Below are 18,352 nucleotides of genomic sequence, written 5' to 3'. Positions count from 1 at the left end.
TGGACTCTCGTAGAGCAGAACACCGCTGGAGCTCACGTAAATACTCGCCTTGAAAAATCCACAATAAAATTCTGGAGTCTTTTAAGAAGTATGAAAAAGGAGATGGGGTGCTAGGGGTCGAGTGTTCGAATCACTCCGTCCCGACCATATTTTTCAATGATCTAGGCCAATGTTCACAGCATTGGCCTTTTTCATGTGTGTGAGATTTGCGGGGCTACTCGATCACGCCTGCGACTCGCATCACCAAGTGTTTGGATTAGTAAGAAAGTCCGCTCGTCGACCAAATAGCACTCTCTGTGCGCCGATCTTCTCTTACTTATTAAGCGCAGCCCCTGCGCCACTGACGGGAGAGAATGATGATCGACGACAACAATGGCCCTGAAGCGCCATATCCGGGACCAGACGAACAAACCCCTGATTCTGGCGAGGGTCATGATTCCGGCCTGGAGCAGGCTGATTCTGAGCCGAAGCAGGGTACCGGCGAACGACCAGAGGACTGGAATCCGCCACCCGGCAATCCTGGCTCTGATCAGGACGCCCAGACGGGCCGAGATAATGGCGGCGCTAAGTAAGCCCGATCAATTGTAATAGTTCACGAGACCCGGCCATCGCGCCGGGTTTTTATTGCCGCCCAACCCTCTATCGACATCCCCGGGCGCAGACGGTTATTTGGGCTTGGGTGGGCGAAGCCGAGCGGCGCCGGCGGCTGGAAGCTTCGATCCAGGCGCCGGCAACAAGCATGTTCACTCAACGATGCAGATCCAGCGATGGTTGTATCGATAGGGTGCGCGGGTGAAATGGACGTCTGAGACCATTTTCATGCCTCGCTCTTGGAGCGCTTCGGTCAGTTGTACGAGTGTCTCTGCCTGGATAGTCATTGCTGTCACCTCGTCAGATTTACTGCGTTCATAATTCTTGACCGAGAGATCAGGCGGCTAATTCATTTTTTCTACAGTAATCATTGAAGCAGTGTGATCAAGAGCGCTGTGCTTCACTTCGTGTCCACTAACTTGCCCCATTCAAGTCCGAACCGCGCCAGGTACTTCCTCAAGCGATCGGCATCATTGGGTTGCGCCTTGGCCTGCCTGGAAACACCGAACAGCTGTCGGCCGGCATCGGACAGGCTGTCCGCCTGCCGGCATACCTCTATAACCGCCTTCAGCTGTAAGCGATCAAACAGGTCCATGCTATCGCTATCTCCCGGCAACTCAGTTGATACAGCAGTGGGTTGCGCCAACCCCCACGCATATCGCAATCGATCGATCTCATCATCTACCTGCGCTTCATCGATGCGTCCGCTGTCGGCCAGAGTCGCCATCCGTGTAATCGACGCAGACAGTTCGCGAAAGTTGCCCAGCCACGCTGCTTCACGTGAACTGGCGAAGGCCAGGTAGCGTCGGCGTGCTTCGAGATTGAAACGCGCGCGTTGCCCATGTTCGCGCGCGTGGCGTTCCAGTTCGAAATCGATATTTGGCTCGATGTCCTCGCGGCGGCCGGCGAGGCCGGGCAGGTCGAATGTCCAGAGGTTGATCCTTGCGTACAGGTCCTCGCGAAAAAGGCCTTCGGCGACGCGGCTGCGCAGGTCGCGGTGGGTGCCGGCGATTATCAGAAAATCACTCTCGACTTCCTTGTCCGAGCCCAGCGGGAAGAAGCGTTTCTCTTCGATTGCCTTTAACAGCATCGCTTGTTCGTCTGCGCCGAGCTCGCCGATTTCATCGAGAAACAGCATGCCGCCGTTTGCGGCGCGCAGCAGGCCATCGCGAGCGTTTTGCGCGCCGGTGAAGGCGCCTTTGACGTGGCCGAACAAGGCCGACATCGCGCCGTCGCCACGCAAAGTGGCGCAGTTGACTTCGACAAAGCGTCCCTGCATCTGATGGCGATTGCGTTTGAGTTCGTAGATGCGCCGCGCCAGGAAGGATTTGCCGGCGCCGGTCGGGCCGATCAGCAGCATGGGCGCTTTTGAGCGCAGGGCTACGCGCTCGATCTGTTCAATGGAGCGGTTGAAGGCCGGGTTGCGCGTGGCGATGCCGGACTTGAGAAATTCGAGGCCTTCGAGACGTTTGCTGGCGAAGCGTGAGGCGATGCGATCATAGCGCGACAGATCGAGATCGATCAGCGCGTGAGTGCCGCAGGCGGGCTCGTTATCGTTCTTGCGCTTGGCGGGGGAGGTCTGAATCAGCCGGGCTGGCAGATAGCGCGCCTCGGTGAGCAGGAACCAGCAGATCTGTGCGACGTGGGTGCCGGTGGTGATGTGGACGAGGTAATCCTCGTGCTCAGTGTCAAAATTGTACGCAGTGGTGAAGTCGTGCAGTGCGCCGTACACCTCTTCGAAATCCCAAGGATTGCGCAGTGACATTGGATGCAGGCGCACTTCGGTGCTCGGAGAAATCTGCTGGATGTCCACTCGGACACGCTCGGCGAGGCTGACGTCGCGCGCGTCCAGGCCGTGAATCAATTCAAGCCGATGGATAGGGAGTTCTGTTTGTTGGCACAGACCTACGCTTGGTCGCCAATAATTCCAACGGCTGGCACCTTTGCCGACACGATCCAGGGTGGCTCCGATAAATCCGATGGCGACCGTGCGTTTGTTGGGCATGCTTATCTCATAAGATAAATGACGATATGCAATGATAATTTTGCTAGCCGGATTTGTCTTTCATAGATTATCGAGCCTCGTCCAATCAGAGATAAAAGTTATTAAAATCAAAAACATAGCAGAAACAACCATGGCCGCATCCAAAGCTGGCACAGCGGCTGCAATGCTGATGGAAACGAACATGGACACCAAGATATGAAAGACCAAACCTACCAGCTTCTCGAAGTCTCCAACGGCAAGCCCATCAAACTCTGGACCGAAGGTGTCCCGGTTGAAAACGAAGCCCGCGCACAGTTGATGAACACGGCAAAAATGCCGTTCATCTTCAAGCATCTGGCGGTGATGCCGGATGTGCACCTGGGCAAGGGGTCAACCATCGGCAGCGTTATTCCAACGGTCGGCGCGATCATTCCCGCAGCGGTGGGCGTCGACATCGGTTGTGGAATGATCGCTGCCCGTACATCGCTGATGGCTTCGGATCTGCCGGACAACCTCCACGGACTGCGTAGCGCCATCGAGCAAGCGGTGCCACATGGCCGCAGTTCGAATCGTTCGCGGCGAGACAAAGGCGCCTGGGATGAGATTCCTCAGCAAGCCGATCAGGCCTGGGCGGGGTTGCAGCCGCGCTTCAAACTGATCACCGACAAGTATCCGAAACTGGCCAACACCAACAACCGTGGGCACTTGGGGACGCTCGGCAGTGGCAACCACTTCGTCGAAGTGTGCCTGGATGAAGCCAACCGGGTGTGGTTCATGTTGCACAGCGGTTCGCGCGGTGTCGGCAACGCTATCGGCAACCTGTTCATCCAGATGGCCCAAGCTGATATGCGTCAGCATATTGCCAACCTGCCGGACCGTGACCTGGCCTATTTCGAAGAAGGCAGCCGACATTTTGATGACTATGTGGAAGCGGTGGGCTGGGCGCAGGACTTCGCCAGACAGAACCGCGAACTGATGATGCGTGCGGTGGTTCAGGCCACGCGGCAGATCATCCGCAAGCCGTTCGAAGTGGCGCTGGAGGCGGTCAACTGCCACCACAATTACGTGCAGAAGGAACGGCATTTCGGTGAGGACGTGCTGATTACCCGCAAAGGCGCGGTGTCAGCGAAGAAGGGCGAACTGGGGATTATTCCGGGCTCGATGGGCGCCAAGAGCTTTATCGTTCGCGGTCTGGGCAACGCAGAGTCGTTCAGTTCCTGCAGCCACGGCGCCGGCCGCACCATGAGCCGAACCAAGGCCAAGAATACCTTCACCGTTGCCGATCAGATCCGCGCCACCGCCCATGTGGAGTGCCGCAAGGACGAAGCGGTGATTGACGAAATTCCGATGGCCTACAAGGACATCGACAAAGTCATGCACGCCCAGCGTGAGCTGGTGGAAGTGCTGCACACCCTGCGTCAGGTGGTGTGCGTCAAAGGCTAAGGAACTACAGTGCTGGCGAGAATTCTGCGTCCGGCGCTGCCCCGGTTCATCGCGGCTGAGCTGAAGCGCGAATTATCAATATTGATCGTAACTCAGGAAGACCCACGACGGTTTAACGGTACCTCAGAGACACCGTCGGGCTATACGCGTAAGGATTTGCAATGAAAGAGATAATCGAACTGGACGGTGCCATCGGTGGCGGCCAGGTGTTGCGCAGTGCGCTGAGCCTGTCGATGGTGACAGGTCGGGCGTTTCGCATTAAACAGATTCGCGCCAGACGCAGTCGTCCGGGATTGCTGCGTCAGCACCTGACAGCCGTGATGGCTGCGGGCGAGGTTTGTGGTGCACAGATATCTGGTGCGCATCTGGGGTCGCAAGGCCTGAGCTTCGAACCGGGCGAAATTCGCGGCGGCGACTTTCAGTTCGCTATCGGCACGGCCGGCAGCTGCACGCTGGTGCTGCAGACGTTGCTGCCAGCCTTGTTGCGGGCATCGAAGGCCAGTCGGGTGACGATCTCCGGTGGCACGCATAATCCGCTGGCGCCGCCGACGGATTTCCTGTCGCGCAGTTGGTTGCCGCTGCTGCGGCGCATGGGCGGCGATGTCGAGTTGGAGTTGCTGCGTCATGGTTTCGTACCGGCTGGCGGTGGCGAAATTGCGGTGAAGGTGCAGCCCTCGCGCCTCACGCGCCTGGACCTGTGTGAGCGCGGCGAGGCAGTCTCACGACGCGCATTGGCGCTGACCGCAGGTCTCGCACCTACTGTCGCTCAGCGAGAGCTGAGTCAGGTGGCCAAGCGTTTGAACTGGCCAGAGGAGGCGCTGCAACCTGTGGCGCTTGATCCGGCACGCGGCCCGGGCAATGTGTTATTGCTGGAGTACGTTTTCGAGCATGTCACTGAGGTGTTCAGCGCATTTGGCCAAGTGTCGTTACGCGCCGAGAAGGTGGCCGATGCCGCAATCAATCAGGCTGTCGACTGGTTGCGCAGTGATGCTGCGGTCGCTGAGCATCTGGCCGATCAGTTGCTGTTGCCGATGGCGCTGGCCGGTGGCGGATCGTTCACCACGCCGCGCATGACTGATCATCTGCGCAGCAACATCGAAGTCATTCACCTGTTTTTGCCGGTCCGTATCGATTGCCGAGAGGAGGGCGGCGATCGCTTGCGGGTAGACGTTTTCCAAACCGATTAACAGCGGCCGGCAACCGGAAAGCAGTTGCACAACCTCATCGCAGGTGAGGCTAGCCTTCAGCCATTAGCACATCCGACCTAATTGCCCCCGGTCTGGCTCGACCTTAAAGTCCTTTCGCTTGGCAGGTTATTGCCAGTATTTCTCCGGTATGAAAATCAAAAAGGTCGATCTGCAATGAACTCATCAAGGACTATCCCGGTTCTCGCTTTATTCGCAACAATGGCGCTCGCAGTTACTGGATGCCAGACCGTCAAACCGGGAGAGAGTGATCTCAAGAATCGCGCACAGACCACCATCGGCAAACCCGTAATCAAGGTTTCAAATATCCGCAGCGACTTCAATACAACCTTCTACACCGCGCAAACCGAAAGTGGCGAATATACGTGCGAACTGCCGAGCGGCCCGATGGTTGCCCTGGGTTCCATGGGCATGGGACTGGGCGCTCAGTGCACCAAGCAATGACTAATCAGTCCTTTCGAAGCTGAAATAAAAAGGCCAATGTCGATGACATTGGCCTTTTTCTTTAACGAATGCTCGGCGCAGATCAGCTGGTTTTCGAGTTCAGCTTGCGCAGTTCTTCGTAGGTCGCCGATTGCACAAACCAGAAGCCAGAGACGATGCACCAGCCCAGGGTGCCGCCTACGAACATGCCGAGACCCGAAAGAAAGCTCTGGCTCATCATGAAGAGGGAAACGATCAGGATGACCGCCAGTGCGATGTAGAGAACGATGTTGTTGACGCCGATGACGAAATCTTTCATTTGCATTCCTTGGATGTATTTTCCTCTGGCCACCTTCTATGGTGGCCAGTGCGCGCATCATATTGATATCACCCTGTATTGCGCTAGTTCGGCGTCGGTATTTCGTTATGAATAGCAAAGTCCGTCGTTACTGAGCGGGTTTTTTCTCAAGATCGTCGGAGTCGCTCGACGTCGCCGCATCCTTCTCCGTCTCATGCGGTTCTGAGCCCGCATTGGCGCCTGAAGACTCTTCACCTTTCTTGTTGGCCTTCTCATCATGGTCACTAGAGCTTTGTGCATGATTGACACCGGGCAGGGCGGTGGCGGGGGTGGCAGCGCCCGCTGTTGTTTCGGCTGCCCAAGCGTGGAGCGGGCCAATCAAGCACAGACTGAAAAACGACATTGCGAAGATTTTCTTGTTCATCACGTGGGCCTTCTACGCGGTGGGATGTACTGCTTTGGATAAGCCTGTCTGCCAAAGGTGCGCAGTACTGGACGAGCGGCGAAGCCTGATTGTATTCAGCCGGATCAGAAATCTCGCGACAGCAGGCAAATTGCTGGCCCCCATAGGTATTTTGCACCGGCAAAATCGCCTTTTTTCAAAAGGTTAGGTTGGCTATATGCGCACGATTGTCATCACCGTTGTGACGCTTTCCCTGGCTTTGACCGCCTCGGGAGTGCAGGCAAAAGAGTTGAGCAAGGGCCATCGCTTTGCCTGCACCTGGGGCTCGGATATCGCTGCCGGGGCGCAGCGATCGAAATTGTCAGGAGTTTCACTGTATGGCGCGCGCAAGCAATTGCAGGTTCGCCGGTTCCAGCAACCCTGGATGCGCATGACAGCGATGGGGATTACCGAGCAGACCTACAACAGCAGCTCCAAGCTTAAACCGGCAGCGGTCAAGCAGACCTATTACGAACAATGCGTACGCCATGAGTTGGCTCGGCGCTGATGCCGGTTTCTCAGGACTGATTTACACAGCTCAGGAATCGCCAGAACCCTTGGCGACTGCCGGCCCGGCCACCCGCGGCAACGGTTTGCTCTGCATCAACGCATCCAGAGCCTTGCGATACCCCTGACCGCCAAGCGCCATGCTGTTGTTGTGCGTTGCTCCGGGCACCAACAACAGGCGCTTGGGCTGCTCAGCGGCATTGAACAGTTGCTCGCTGAAGCGCGGCGGCACGAAGGCATCAGCCAGCCCATGCACCACCAAAAGTGGCATGTGAATGTCGGCGATCTTGTCGATGGAATCGAATTTCTGCGACAGGAGCCAACGCACAGGAAGCGAGGTGTTGGCCACGGCGGCAGCTACGTCGGCGAGAGAAGTGAAGGTAGATTCGATGACCAGACCGCGAACCGGCAGAGGTGTGTTGTTGCGCGCCGCGTTCTGTCCGAGCTCGGCCGCCAGATCAATCGCCACCGCACCGCCGAGAGAGTGGCCGTAGATCAGGCGCTTGTTCGGGTCCGGTTGCAGCAGCTGGAAGCGCTCCCAGGCCACGCGGGCATCTTCATAAACGCTGCTTTCGGATGGTAGATCACCCTTGCTTTGGCCGAACCCGCGATAATCGATGGCCAGCACCGAATAGCCCGCCGCGCGTAGTTGTTCTATGCGGAATAACTGTCCGGTGAGGTTCCAGCGCACACCATGCAAGTAAAGGATTGCCGGGGCATTGGCACGTTCCGCCGGCCACCACCAGGCATGGATGTTCTGCCCGGCCTTGAAACTCTTCGGTTGCAGATCGAGTTCCTGAACGCTGCCGGGCAGACCGCGATACCAGCCGGCGGTCCCCGGCTCGATGCGAAACAACAGTTTGCGCTCGGTGTGTTCCAGCACCGCACAACTCGTCGGCACGCCAATGATCAGCGCGGCCATCATGGCGAATGCCAAGCGGCGGCGTCGCAGGCGGGTCAGGAAGGACAGGAACATTAATCGTTTCACCACAGCGCAGACAAAGAACGCTTTTTACCAGATGCCTCGGTCTGCGCGTGACTGTTTTTCGACCACCGTGCACGCCCAACGATTACAAGATGCTGCAATCGATCACCCCACTTGCAGCACAATCTTGCCGATATGATCGCCGCCCTCCATGCGGGCATGGGCCTGAGCCGCGTCAGCCAGCGGGTAAACCTTGTCGATGATCGGCAGGCAGCGCCCGGCGCTGAGGGCAGGCCAAACGTGTTCTTGCAGTTGATCGGCGATGGCGGCTTTTTCCGCAGCGGTACGCGCGCGCAGCAGCGAACCGGTGACCACCGCGCGTTTGCCGAGGATCGCCAACAGATCGATGTCGTTGGCGCGGGCGCCGCCGAGAAAGCCGAGCATCACCAGTCGGCCATCCATTGCCAGTGCGCTGATGTTGCCGTTCAGATACGAGCCACCCATGATGTCGAGAATCACGTTCACGCCTTGATCTGCGGTTTTCTGGGCAATGACCTCGGCGAAATCTTCCTCACGATAGTTGATCGGTTGCCCGCCAAGCTGACGGATCGCGTCGCATTTTTCAGCACTGCCTGCGGTAGCAAACGCCTCGATGCCAAATTCACGACAGAGCATCAGCGCGGTGGTACCGATACCGCTGGTGCCACCGTGAATCAACACGCGCTGCCCGGCCTTGGCGGCGCCGAGGCCGAAAAGGTTGGCCCAGACGGTGAAAAACGTTTCCGGAATCGCGGCGGCCTGGACCCAATCGACTCCATCCGGCACAGGCAAAGTCTGGCCGGCCGGAACCGCGCAATACTCGGCGTAACCGCCGCCATTGGTCAGCGCGCAGACCCGATCGCCGACCGCGAAACGCGTTACTCCGGCGCCAACCGCGACCACTTCGCCAGCCACTTCCAGACCGGGGATCGGGTCCATGCCGGGTTTCATCGGGTACTTGCCGGCGCGCTGCAAGGCATCCGGGCGATTGATGCCGGCAGCGTGAACGCGGATAAGCACTTGGCCCTCGGAAGCAGTGGGCAGAGATACGCGCCTGGCTTGCAATACTTCAGGGCCGCCGGGTTGGGTGATTTCGATACGGGTCATTTCTTTAGGCAGTGACATGTCGATTCCTGTGGAGAAGGTCGTGTAGATGGGAGCGCAGACAGGGTGCAATGATTCCCCTCAGTTCGCCGCGCAGCGCGTTTCATTAGCAGAGGGCAGCCAGCGCATGGCTAGCTCCAGCAGTAGAGCCACGACGATTGCGCCAGCGGCGATCACAAACAGCAGCGTGTGCTGGCCGCCCGAGGCATTGAACAATGCCGAATAGGCAAACCCGGCCAGCGCCTGAAAGGTTGCGAATGACACAGTGGCACGGCTCCAGGCGATCTGCTGACGGTGATGCGACGGCACCAGCTCATGCACGCGGGCCAAAGCCAGAGGCACGATGCCCGGCGGGAACGAGCCGAGAATCACCGCCAGTAAAGCCAGCGCCAGAAACGCATGGGAGACGGCGAGCAAACCGAGGGCAATGGCTTGAACTACCAGCACCACGCGAATGCCAGTGCGTGCACCAAGCTGGTCGGCCAGAAAACCGTACGTCACCGGCCCGACAATCGCTCCCAGGCCATACATCACCCAGACCATTGCGCCGATATGCGCCCCGGCGCCCAGTCCGCGAGCCACGTAATCCACCAGAAACACCATGGCAGGCACCAGCCCGGCGGCCATGAACGCGTATTGAGCAAACAACAGGTAGACGCCCGGCGGTGTCGGCTCATCAGCCGACGTTGCGTGCGCAGCCACAGGGTGCGCGGTATCCGCAGGCCAGCCGAACCAGCTCAACGCGGTCAGCAACAACGCCAGCGCGCCCAGCCCCAGCCATGTTGCCTGCAAGCCAAGAGTCAGCAGTGGCGGCACGATGGTGCCGGAGCCAGCAATCCCCAGGCCGATGCCAAGGAAGATTGCGCCACTGGCCAAGCCTCTGCGCGCCGCCGGAACGTGAGGCAGCACGGTTGCCGCCACCAGCACCATGATCGCGCCACCGGCAATGCCGGACAGCAAACGCCAGCCGAAGAACCAGCTCACCGAGAGCGGATAAGCACAGGCAAAAAATGCTCCCGTGACCGCGAGCATCATCAGGCGCAAGGCGTTGCGGTTACCCAGTCGATGGGCCATGGGACGACCGAGCAGGGCGCCGATCAAGTAGCCAACCAGATTGGCCGCGCCGAGATAGACGACATCATTGGCGGAAAACCACTGTGCCTGAATCAGCGAAGGGATCAGCGGCGTGTAGGCGAAACGCGCCAGGCCAATGCTGACCAGGCTGGCGCAAAGCCCGGCGAAGATCGGCAGCCAGATGCCGGAGGAATTTGCAGTACGCATGATAGCGATCTCACAAGAGGTGTATGGCGCTCAGCTTATCGGCTATCCTGGCTGCGCATATGCAGCGATTAAGCGGCAGAGTGATGCAAAAATGCTTCGATGAGGATCAGCATGAATTGGGATGATGCGCGGGTTTTTCTGGCGGTCTGTCGCGAGTCCACCTTGCGCGGAGCTGCACGAGTTCTGGGCGTGGACCAGGCCACTGTCGGGCGGCGTATTACCGCGCTGGAAAAGTCTTTGAGCGCGACGCTGTTCCTGCGTACCTCCGATGGCTACGCGCTGACCAGTGTTGGTGAAGCGGCGCGTAAAAGTGTGGAAAAAATGGAGCATTCGGCACTGGAACTGGAGCGGCACATCCACGGGCTGGACGATCGTCTGACCGGTAACGTACGGGTCAGTACCACCGACTCGATGGCCATCGACTTCATCATCCCGGCGATGGCGCGCCTGCATGACCAGCACCCCGACGTGCAGATCCAGTTGGATGCGTCGACGCAAATCCTCAGTCTGGCCAAGCGCGAAGCCGATATCGCGGTGCGCAATACTCGGCCGGATAACCCGGATCTCATCGCTCGGCGAATCGCCCGTTGGCCTGTAGGACTTTTCGCAGCACAGGCCTATGTCGAGCGCCATGAAGAACCGCAGCCCGGCAACGCTTTCGAGGGCCATGATCTGGTGGTGTATCAGCCGTACTTACAGAGCAAAAAAGACCTAACGCTGGTCTCTGAACCGTTGACCCGCGGACGCATCGTCGCCACGCTCAGCTCCAGCCTTTTGGTGCGTCGAGCCCTTGCCGCAGGCCTCGGGATAGGCGAGATACCGGTATACATGGGCGAACGCGATGGCCTCGTCAGACTTTGGCCGGAGCGGACCCGGCCGCTGCCGTATGAAGTGTGGCTGGTCACCCACGCCGACCTGCGTCACACCGCGCGGGTACGGGCGGTCATCGAGCAGATCGTTGAGGCTTTTGCGCTGGAAAACGAATAAGTGGTTCAGGGTTTTGCCGAGGCTACAACTGCTGACGAAACAGCCTACGTCCGAGACAGAATGGGCCGGCTTGTTGTAGTCCGTGATGAGTTCTATTGTCACTGCAGCTCGATGCAGACCTCAGTGACGCATCGAAACGAAGAGCCAGGGAAGGCCGCGTAGCCGCAGAAAGGTGTCGAATTGAAAATCAGGGAAGTGAATCAATATGCAGTCACGGACAGATCGGACGCGGGGCGGGACAGGCAAATCATGAGCAGCATAAGTCGCGAAGAATTCGATGCCAGGATAGAAACCATCGAGACGAGGATGGATGGCCGCGTGGCAGAAATGCGCGCCGACATTCGCGGGTTCCTGGCTGCTCAGGCAGAGCGGGACAAGGTCTATCTTGAACGGGACAAGGCCCTGCAGGAACGGGACAAGCGTTATGACCTGATGTGGATGGGCGTGCAGAAAATCGCCGACGAATCGCGGGAAGCGATCAGACAGGCATCGACGGTAAAGGCCAATTACTGGGCTGCCACCACTGTGCATTTCCTCGGCGTGGCTTCCTTGCTGGTTGGCGCACATTTTGCCAATCAGGCGGCGGTGTTGACCACGATACAAACCACGCTGGCAGCGATTCAGATTGGCAAAGAGGTATCGTCACCCAAGCCTGTCGTACAACCCTCAGCAGTGCCGCCGCAATAAAAAACGGCCTTCAGTGGAAGGCCGTTCTGCATCGCGCCAGATCATGGCATTTCCGGCAACTCCTGAGGCCGCAAGTCGAACACCAGCACTTCGGCATCGACCCCGTTGCTCAAGGTGAGCAGCTGTTCTTCACGAACCCGCACGCCGTCGCCTTCCTGCAAGGCTTGGCCATTGAGTTCGACGCTGCCACGCGCAACGTGCACGTAAGCGTAACGATTGGCCGGCAATTTCAGCGTGGCACTTTCCTCGCCGTCAAATAACCCGGCGTAGACCCGCGCATCCTGACGGACTTTCAGGGAGCCATTGCTACCGTCCGGCGAGATGATCAGTTGCAGGCGACCACGTTTTTTCTGCGCGCTGAAGTGTTCCTGTTGATAGCGCGGCTTGGCGCCACTGACATCCGGCACGATCCAGATTTGCAGAAAGTGCACGGGCTTGGTGGCCGAGTGGTTGAACTCACTGTGCGCCACGCCGCTGCCGGCACTCATCAATTGCACGTCCCCAGGGCGGATCACCGAGCCAGTACCGAGGGTGTCCTTGTGTTCCAGCGCGCCTTCGAGCACATAGGAAAAGATCTCCATGTCGCGGTGCGGGTGCTGGCCAAAGCCTTTGCCGGCGGCGACCCGGTCATCGTTGATCACCAGCAGATCGGAGAAACCCTGTTCACGCGGGTTGCGGTAGCTGGCGAAAGAAAAGGTGTGAAACGACTTCAACCAGCCGTGATTGGCGAGGCCGCGATCGGAGGCTTTGCGAAGAGTCAGCATGATGAAATCTCCTGGCGGGACGTGAATTCGTCCGAGTGAGGAGAAGGTTACTGGTTACCCGGTGAGGCAATAAGTAGATGGAAATTGAAAGACTGTCCGGCTCAGGTTGACAGTTTTGCGTTATGGTTCACCCATTCGATCACGCTCCTGAACACTCGGTCCGCCATAATGCCTTGGCTGAAGCGTGCGTATTGACCCTTGAATATGTGTGAAACCTCCCATGAAAACCGTGGCAATGGTGCTGTTCCCTGACTTTCTGATGCTCGACATGGCGGGGCCGCTGGAGGTGTTTTCAGTCGCCAACCGTTATCTGAAACCTGATCTGCACTATCAATTGACGACTCTCGGCACAGCGCGCGGCTTGCTGAGGGCGTCCAACGGCGTGCAGGTTCAGGCTGACTTGCACATCGACGAAGCGGCCGAGCGCTATGACCTGCTATTGGTGCCGGGCGGACCCGGCGCCTATAACCAGAGATTTCCCGAGCTGTTTGGCTGGTTGAAAAAAGCCGTGCCGCGCGCGGAGCGTTACGGTTCGATTTGCACTGGCGCATTCATCCTCGGCCACGCCTGCCTCCTTGATGGTTATCGCGTCACCACGCACTGGAACTACACCGAACGGCTGATCAAGGCTTTCCCGAAAACCACGGTGACCACCGATCAGATCTACGTCGAGGATCGTAATCTCATCACCTCCGGTGGCGTTACGGCCGGCATCGACCTGGCGCTGGCGGTGGTGGCCAGAGATCACGGCAAGAAAATCGCCCAGGACGTTGCCAAGGTCTTGTTGGTGGTCATGAAGCGCCAGGGCGGTCAAGCGCAGTTCAGCCCGTTGATGGCGGCAGTCTCACCGCAAGAAACGCCCATCACCCGCGCACAGAATTACGTCCTTGAACATCTGGATGAAGCGTTCACCGTCGAGCGCATGGCTGGATTGGCGAACATGAGCGCACGGCACTTTGCTCGCCTGTTCGCCCGTGACGTCAATATGACGCCGATGGAGTTTTTGCAGAATGCCCGCATTGACTGCGCGCGAAACCTGTTGGAAACCAGCGATCTGCCACTGAAAACCATCGCTTATAAAAGTGGCTTTGGCAGCGTTCGGCACATGCGCTCGTTGTTCGCCGAAAAGCTCGGTCTTACGCCGTTACAATACCGCGAACAGTTCAGCTAGAGCGGTTCTGTCCGTCTGACGCAGCGGGATGTCCGTGCTGCGTCGGCTCTGGCGGTTGTATCGTCACGCGAGAGTGCCAAGATGTTTGGCATGAATAATCACAACGACACAAGCCACGGTTCAGTGCTGCGTTTCGGCCCCTACGCCTTTCATGTGCGCCAACGTCTGGTCCTTGAAGGAGAGCAGCCGTTGCGCATGGGCGGGCGCGCCATGGACATCCTTCAGGCGCTGCTCGAACACGCGGGTGAGGTGGTCAGCAAAGAGCAGTTGATTGCTCGAGTGTGGCCGACCTCGGTCGTCGAAGAGATCAACCTGCGGGTGCACATTGCGGCGTTGCGACGCGCACTGGGTGACGGCGTAAACGGGCAGCGTTTCATCATTCACGTGGCGCACTGCGGCTACAGTTTTGTCGCCCCGGTGGAGCAGGGCACCAGTGATGCGCTGACCATGCCCGCTGCCGCGCTCACGCCCCTGCACAATCTTCCGGCACGACTGACGCCAGTCAGTGGGCGCGACGCCTTGATCGGTGGTCTGGTTCGACAAATGCCGGTATGCCGCTTGATGACGATTACCGGTGCGCCGGGTGTTGGCAAGACCACTGTGGCATTGCGCGTGGCGGAATTGCTCCTGCAATACTTTCGCGATGGCGCGTGGTGGGTCGACCTTGCCAGCCTCGAAGATGACATTCCATTGCTCGAGCGCCTGTTGCACACCCTGAAGACAGACTTTTTCGCACTGACCGGCCGGCACGCCTTGTTGATACTGGATAACTGCGACCACCAGCGCGACAGCTGTGCGGCACTGGCGGAAACGCTGTTGCATGCTGCGCCTCGCCTGTCGATTCTGGTCACCGGCCGCGAAGCCTTGCAAGTCGCGCAGGAGACCGTTCATTACGTGCCTCTGTTGGCGATTCCCAAGCGCTCGACATTGAACACCGTCGAAGAAGCCATGGGCTATCCGGCGGTGCAGTTGTTCGTCAATCGCGCGCGGGCACGGCAGCATGGCTTCTGTTTGCGTGAGCAGGATTTGCCAGGTGTGCGCGAGATCTGCCGTCAACTGGACGGTCTGCCGCTGGCGATCGAGCTCGCCGCTGCGCAGATCGACGCGTTGGGCTTGATCGGCTTGCAGGCACAGGTTGAAAACGGCCTGCAGTTGCTTGGCCAAGGCCGGCGCACCGCGGAACCGCGCCATCAGTCGATGGCCGCTGCAATCGATTGGAGCTTCCAGTACCTGACGGCAATGGAGCAGCGTGTGCTGCTGCGTCTGTCGGTATTCAGCGCGGGCTTTACCCTGGAGGCCGCACTGAGTGTGATCAGCAGCGCGGATCTGGCGGGTTCCAGACTGTCCGCGATAATCGAAGGGTTGGCGCGCAAATCGTTGCTTGTTCGAGAACCCAACCGTGCGACGGCCCGCTATTGGATGCTCAACACCGTGCGCCGCTATGCTCGTGATCAGTTCGAGCGCAGTGACGACAAGTTCGAACTGAAACAGCGCCATGCGCGCTATCTCAGCAGAACGCGCAACGCTTCAGGCCGGGCACTGCTCGTGGAGGCTGTCGAGTAGCAGGCGGACCTTGCGCAAGTCCGGTGTGGCGTAGCCTTCGGTGAAGCGCTGGTAAATGGGGCTGAGCAAATCCCATGCTTCGCGATGGCGGGACTGGCGCTGCCATAATCGGGCGAGGTCCGTGGCGCTGCGCAGTTCCCAAGCGAGGGCGCCCTGGCTTCTGGCGATGGCCAGAGCTTGTTGCAGGGTTTGTTCGGCTTCTCGGGTTTCAGCGGTGTCTGAGCGGGCCGATTCGCGAGCAGGCTCGCTCCCACAGGATGAACCCTTCAACAATGCCGCCGCCCGCGCCCGCAATATCTCCGCTGCACTCCATCCCGCATCGCCATTGCGCGCGCGCTCCACCAGTGCATCATCGACAAAACGCTCATCCAGCGTAACCATCACTTCCCGAATCAGACCGCTGCTCTGTGCTGGTACGGGCACGGCATTATCCGGATCGATCACCTGCGCATACTGCCGGCCCCAGTTATTGAACAGCAGCACCGAGTGCTTCTGCGATTGTTCCAGCAGCAACTGCAGCAGCGCGCGGGCGTTTACATGGTCGCCGTTGTAATGAGCGATCAGACAACTGGCCAGCGCCAGGGTGTAACAGATCGATGTGCCGTGATTGATCTGCACGGCGATGTCCAGCGCCTGGCGTGCGGCGCGCCAGGCTTGCTCGGGCAGACCCTGCAACCACAGCACTCGGGCCAGTACTGTCAGCGAAGCGACGCTCTGGTCGTATTGCACGCCAAAACCATGGGTGAAACGATTGAGATGGCCGCTGTGCGCCATGCGTTGCAGCACCTGCTCGGCATGTACGCGTGCCTGCGGCTGGTCGCCGGCATAATGCAGGGCCAGCACGCGCAAGCGATGTGTGCTCAGTGACAGCAGCGGTTCGCCGTGCAGGCCGATGCGGTCGAATTGCTCACTCTGGGCCAAAGCCATGCGGTAATGCCCGCAACTCAGATTGACCGCCATATGCCCCGATATCGCACGCAGTTGCCCGGCCAGATCGCCGTGTTCCTCGGCCAATTGGCAGGCGTCGACGAAGGCCTGAATGGTTTGGGGCGTGCCGCCCCAGGTGTGATAGCTGGCGCTACCGAGCGCCAGTTTCAAGGCGATTTGCAGGCGAGGGCAGGGCGGTAGCAGCGAGTCTGCTGGCGAAGCCTCCAGCAGACTCAGTGCCCGGCGCACATAGCGGCTGTAATCGCGCAGCAACGACAGCTCCTGCCACAAAGGCGCCGACGCGGCTGCCAGTTGCACCCCCAGCTCATCCGGTCCCGGGCCGTTGAGGCTCCAGTCCAGCGCCGCGCGCAAATCCTCCAGACCCCGGGCATAGCGCTCCATCCACAATACAGTCGGAGTATTGTCCCAATCCGCCTGCGCCTGCTGCATCAGTGTCAGGCAGCGCTCGGCGTGGCGTTGGCGGGTTGCGCTGAGCTCGTCGGCCTGCTCGAGTTTTTCCAGTGCGTAGTGGCGGGTAGTGTCGAGCAAGCGATAGAAAACATCTTCGTCGCCCACTTCGACGCTCAGCAGGGATTTGGCCACCAATTGCGTGACGGCGGTGAACACCGCGCCGGGATCAATCTGTTGGCCGATGATCACCGCTGCTGCCGAGGCGAGGGTGAAGCTGCCGCGGAAAATCCCCAGTCGCCGCAAACAGGTTTGCTCGCAGACGTTGAGCAGGTTGAAACTCCAGTCCATCGTCGCGCGCAGGGTCAGGTGGCGTTCGGCGCTGCTGTGGTGTCCGGCCGACAATGGCGGCAAACCCTCGCGCAATTGCTTGAGCAATCCGTCCATGCCCAATTCGCTGACCTGCGCGGCGGCCAGTTCCAGTGCCAGCGGAATGCCGTCCAGGCGCTGGCAGATTTCGATCGCTTGCGGCAACTCGGCGTGGCTCAGTCGGAAGTTTTCCCTGGCTGCGGTGGCGCGCTCGACAAACAACTGCATCGCAGCAAAGCCCAGTGCTTGGGCCGGCTCCATCGGGGTCGACATGGACGGGCATTCGAGCGATTCCAGACGCTGCACGAACTCACCCTCAGCGCGCAGGCTCTCGCGGCTGGTCGCCAGGATATGCACCTTTGGTGCCCCCCGCAGAATCTGCTCGCTGAGCGCGGCGACCGCATCAATCAAGTGCTCGCAGTTGTCGATCACCAACAACATTTGCTGTTCTCGCAGGCCGTCGACCAGACCAGCTTGCGCATCGCCTTCAGCTGCGGACAGATCAAGCAGCGTCGCCAGATGCGAGCCGATCAGCGCGGGATCGGCGATGGGCGCCAGATCCACCAGGCGGATGCCGTCGCGATACTGGTCGAGCAATTGTTCGGCGACACGCAGGGCGACGGTGGTCTTGCCAATGCCGCCGGGGCCGACCAGAGTGATGCAGCGTCGGCGCGGCAGTTGCGTAATCAAGTGATCGATCAGGGGTTGGCGACCGATCATCCGCGTACGACGCAGCGGCAGGTTGTGCCGGGGCGCGGCGACCGCAGGCGTTGCTTCGATGCTGTCGAGCACGAACGGTGCGACAAAGCTGTAGCCGCGCTGCGCCACGGTGACGATGTAGCGCTGGCCGTTCTGCCCGTCGCCAAGCGCTTTGCGCAGCGCCGCCATGTGCACGCGCAAATTGATGTCTTCAACGACACTGTCTGGCCAGACCCCGGCCATCAATTGCTGTTTGCTCACCACTTCACCGGCATGGGCCAGCAAAATCAGGAGGATGTCCATCGCCCGCCGTCCCAGGCGCAAAGGCTGTTGGCCTTCAAGTAGCAATCGTTGCCCGGGATGAATCCGATAGGGGCCAAACGCAATGGCCTGATTCGGGGAAAAACTCAACAGCGCGCTCCTGCGGTGATGCGGCGGACAGGGCGAATCAGTGCCTGGCGCATGCGCAGGCCGTCTGATCCAGGGTGTCCGGGCATAATCCTCAGGTTTGAGCATCAGTGCAACGGGTGGCGTA

At 59.4% G+C, this 18,352-nt stretch carries 17 protein-coding genes; 9 read left to right on the top strand and 8 right to left on the bottom strand.

Features of this window, described 5'->3' with window-relative positions; all coding sequences use genetic code 11:
* The first annotated feature begins 356 nt into the window (after positions 1 to 356).
* A complete protein-coding gene (locus ACZZ0K_RS13785) occupies positions 357 to 572 on the top strand; it encodes a hypothetical protein (RefSeq protein ID WP_252879812.1) in 216 nt (71 codons plus the stop codon).
* Positions 573 to 991: 419 nt separating this feature from the next.
* Here the strand turns inward: ACZZ0K_RS13785 and rtcR are convergent, their stop codons facing one another.
* Entirely contained in the window at positions 992 to 2,596 is a 1,605-nt protein-coding gene (rtcR, locus tag ACZZ0K_RS13780; protein WP_252883511.1) for an RNA repair transcriptional activator RtcR, read from the bottom strand.
* 195 nt (positions 2,597 to 2,791) lie between these two features.
* Here rtcR and ACZZ0K_RS13775 point away from each other — a divergent pair, with 195 nt between their 5' ends.
* From ACZZ0K_RS13775 to ACZZ0K_RS13765, 3 genes are all read left to right on the top strand, one after another.
* Positions 2,792 to 4,018: an RtcB family protein gene (locus ACZZ0K_RS13775; RefSeq protein ID WP_252883512.1), complete on the top strand. Its 1,227-nt coding sequence runs from the start codon at positions 2,792 to 2,794 to the stop codon at positions 4,016 to 4,018.
* Positions 4,019 to 4,179: 161 nt separating this feature from the next.
* Positions 4,180 to 5,205, top strand: coding sequence for an RNA 3'-terminal phosphate cyclase (rtcA, locus tag ACZZ0K_RS13770; protein ID WP_252869151.1), 1,026 nt, complete (start codon positions 4,180 to 4,182; stop codon positions 5,203 to 5,205).
* Positions 5,206 to 5,379: 174 nt separating this feature from the next.
* On the top strand, positions 5,380 to 5,667 hold the full coding sequence (locus tag ACZZ0K_RS13765; RefSeq protein WP_041478565.1) for a hypothetical protein: 288 nt from the start codon (positions 5,380 to 5,382) through the stop codon (positions 5,665 to 5,667).
* A gap of 82 nt (positions 5,668 to 5,749) precedes the next feature.
* Here the strand turns inward: ACZZ0K_RS13765 and ACZZ0K_RS13760 are convergent, their stop codons facing one another.
* Positions 5,750 to 5,965, bottom strand: coding sequence for a hypothetical protein (locus ACZZ0K_RS13760; RefSeq protein ID WP_041478566.1), 216 nt, complete (start codon positions 5,963 to 5,965; stop codon positions 5,750 to 5,752).
* A gap of 127 nt (positions 5,966 to 6,092) precedes the next feature.
* Positions 6,093 to 6,368, bottom strand: coding sequence for a hypothetical protein (locus ACZZ0K_RS13755; protein WP_252883513.1), 276 nt, complete (start codon positions 6,366 to 6,368; stop codon positions 6,093 to 6,095).
* 196 nt (positions 6,369 to 6,564) lie between these two features.
* Between ACZZ0K_RS13755 and ACZZ0K_RS13750 the strand changes: the two genes are divergently transcribed.
* Positions 6,565 to 6,894 (top strand): hypothetical protein, encoded by a 330-nt coding sequence (locus ACZZ0K_RS13750; protein ID WP_150741519.1) that lies wholly within the window; start codon positions 6,565 to 6,567, stop codon positions 6,892 to 6,894.
* Positions 6,895 to 6,924: 30 nt separating this feature from the next.
* Here the strand turns inward: ACZZ0K_RS13750 and ACZZ0K_RS13745 are convergent, their stop codons facing one another.
* From ACZZ0K_RS13745 to ACZZ0K_RS13735, 3 genes are all read right to left on the bottom strand, one after another.
* The gene (locus tag ACZZ0K_RS13745; RefSeq protein ID WP_252883514.1) at positions 6,925 to 7,869 is read right to left on the bottom strand and encodes an alpha/beta hydrolase; all 945 of its coding nucleotides are present in this window, start codon (positions 7,867 to 7,869) and stop codon (positions 6,925 to 6,927) included.
* A 114-nt stretch (positions 7,870 to 7,983) separates the two neighbouring features.
* Positions 7,984 to 8,982: an NAD(P)H-quinone oxidoreductase gene (locus ACZZ0K_RS13740; RefSeq protein ID WP_252879814.1), complete on the bottom strand. Its 999-nt coding sequence runs from the start codon at positions 8,980 to 8,982 to the stop codon at positions 7,984 to 7,986.
* A gap of 60 nt (positions 8,983 to 9,042) precedes the next feature.
* Positions 9,043 to 10,242 (bottom strand): YbfB/YjiJ family MFS transporter, encoded by a 1,200-nt coding sequence (locus ACZZ0K_RS13735; RefSeq protein ID WP_252879815.1) that lies wholly within the window; start codon positions 10,240 to 10,242, stop codon positions 9,043 to 9,045.
* A gap of 111 nt (positions 10,243 to 10,353) precedes the next feature.
* Between ACZZ0K_RS13735 and ACZZ0K_RS13730 the strand changes: the two genes are divergently transcribed.
* Entirely contained in the window at positions 10,354 to 11,229 is an 876-nt protein-coding gene (locus ACZZ0K_RS13730) for a LysR family transcriptional regulator (protein ID WP_252885714.1), read from the top strand.
* Between the two features lie 180 nt (positions 11,230 to 11,409).
* Complete coding sequence (locus ACZZ0K_RS13725) at positions 11,410 to 11,916, top strand: hypothetical protein (RefSeq protein ID WP_236169324.1); 507 nt, start codon at positions 11,410 to 11,412, stop codon at positions 11,914 to 11,916.
* Between the two features lie 41 nt (positions 11,917 to 11,957).
* Here ACZZ0K_RS13725 and ACZZ0K_RS13720 read toward each other — a convergent pair whose 3' ends face one another.
* Positions 11,958 to 12,680, bottom strand: a complete 723-nt coding sequence (locus ACZZ0K_RS13720; protein ID WP_056784475.1) for a pirin family protein — start codon at positions 12,678 to 12,680, stop codon at positions 11,958 to 11,960.
* Positions 12,681 to 12,900: 220 nt separating this feature from the next.
* On the opposite strand from ACZZ0K_RS13720, the gene ACZZ0K_RS13715 reads away from it, so the two are divergent.
* Positions 12,901 to 13,851, top strand: a complete 951-nt coding sequence (locus ACZZ0K_RS13715; protein ID WP_258707898.1) for a GlxA family transcriptional regulator — start codon at positions 12,901 to 12,903, stop codon at positions 13,849 to 13,851.
* A 90-nt stretch (positions 13,852 to 13,941) separates the two neighbouring features.
* The gene (locus ACZZ0K_RS13710) at positions 13,942 to 15,414 is read left to right on the top strand and encodes an ATP-binding protein (protein WP_252879816.1); all 1,473 of its coding nucleotides are present in this window, start codon (positions 13,942 to 13,944) and stop codon (positions 15,412 to 15,414) included.
* Here ACZZ0K_RS13710 and ACZZ0K_RS13705 read toward each other — a convergent pair.
* The gene (locus ACZZ0K_RS13705) at positions 15,379 to 18,228 is read right to left on the bottom strand and encodes an ATP-binding protein (RefSeq protein WP_258707899.1); all 2,850 of its coding nucleotides are present in this window, start codon (positions 18,226 to 18,228) and stop codon (positions 15,379 to 15,381) included. The genes ACZZ0K_RS13710 and ACZZ0K_RS13705 overlap by 36 nt on opposite strands.
* Between the last annotated feature and the right edge of the window lie 124 nt (positions 18,229 to 18,352).

Source organism: Pseudomonas sp. AC255 (assembly GCF_979258175.1).
The sequence above is the reverse complement of the archived record's forward strand: the minus strand, read 5'-3'. Positions and strand labels throughout refer to the sequence as shown.

Coding starts and splice junctions, on each gene's coding strand:
- ACZZ0K_RS13785 (WP_252879812.1), top strand. CDS start 357: ATGATCGACGACAACAATGGCCCTGAAGCGCCATATCCGGGACCAGAC.
- rtcR (WP_252883511.1), bottom strand. CDS start 2,596: ATGCCCAACAAACGCACGGTCGCCATCGGATTTATCGGAGCCACCCTG.
- ACZZ0K_RS13775 (WP_252883512.1), top strand. CDS start 2,792: ATGAAAGACCAAACCTACCAGCTTCTCGAAGTCTCCAACGGCAAGCCC.
- rtcA (WP_252869151.1), top strand. CDS start 4,180: ATGAAAGAGATAATCGAACTGGACGGTGCCATCGGTGGCGGCCAGGTG.
- ACZZ0K_RS13765 (WP_041478565.1), top strand. CDS start 5,380: ATGAACTCATCAAGGACTATCCCGGTTCTCGCTTTATTCGCAACAATG.
- ACZZ0K_RS13760 (WP_041478566.1), bottom strand. CDS start 5,965: ATGAAAGATTTCGTCATCGGCGTCAACAACATCGTTCTCTACATCGCA.
- ACZZ0K_RS13755 (WP_252883513.1), bottom strand. CDS start 6,368: ATGAACAAGAAAATCTTCGCAATGTCGTTTTTCAGTCTGTGCTTGATT.
- ACZZ0K_RS13750 (WP_150741519.1), top strand. CDS start 6,565: ATGCGCACGATTGTCATCACCGTTGTGACGCTTTCCCTGGCTTTGACC.
- ACZZ0K_RS13745 (WP_252883514.1), bottom strand. CDS start 7,869: ATGTTCCTGTCCTTCCTGACCCGCCTGCGACGCCGCCGCTTGGCATTC.
- ACZZ0K_RS13740 (WP_252879814.1), bottom strand. CDS start 8,982: ATGTCACTGCCTAAAGAAATGACCCGTATCGAAATCACCCAACCCGGC.
- ACZZ0K_RS13735 (WP_252879815.1), bottom strand. CDS start 10,242: ATGCGTACTGCAAATTCCTCCGGCATCTGGCTGCCGATCTTCGCCGGG.
- ACZZ0K_RS13730 (WP_252885714.1), top strand. CDS start 10,354: ATGAATTGGGATGATGCGCGGGTTTTTCTGGCGGTCTGTCGCGAGTCC.
- ACZZ0K_RS13720 (WP_056784475.1), bottom strand. CDS start 12,680: ATGCTGACTCTTCGCAAAGCCTCCGATCGCGGCCTCGCCAATCACGGC.
- ACZZ0K_RS13715 (WP_258707898.1), top strand. CDS start 12,901: ATGAAAACCGTGGCAATGGTGCTGTTCCCTGACTTTCTGATGCTCGAC.
- ACZZ0K_RS13710 (WP_252879816.1), top strand. CDS start 13,942: ATGAATAATCACAACGACACAAGCCACGGTTCAGTGCTGCGTTTCGGC.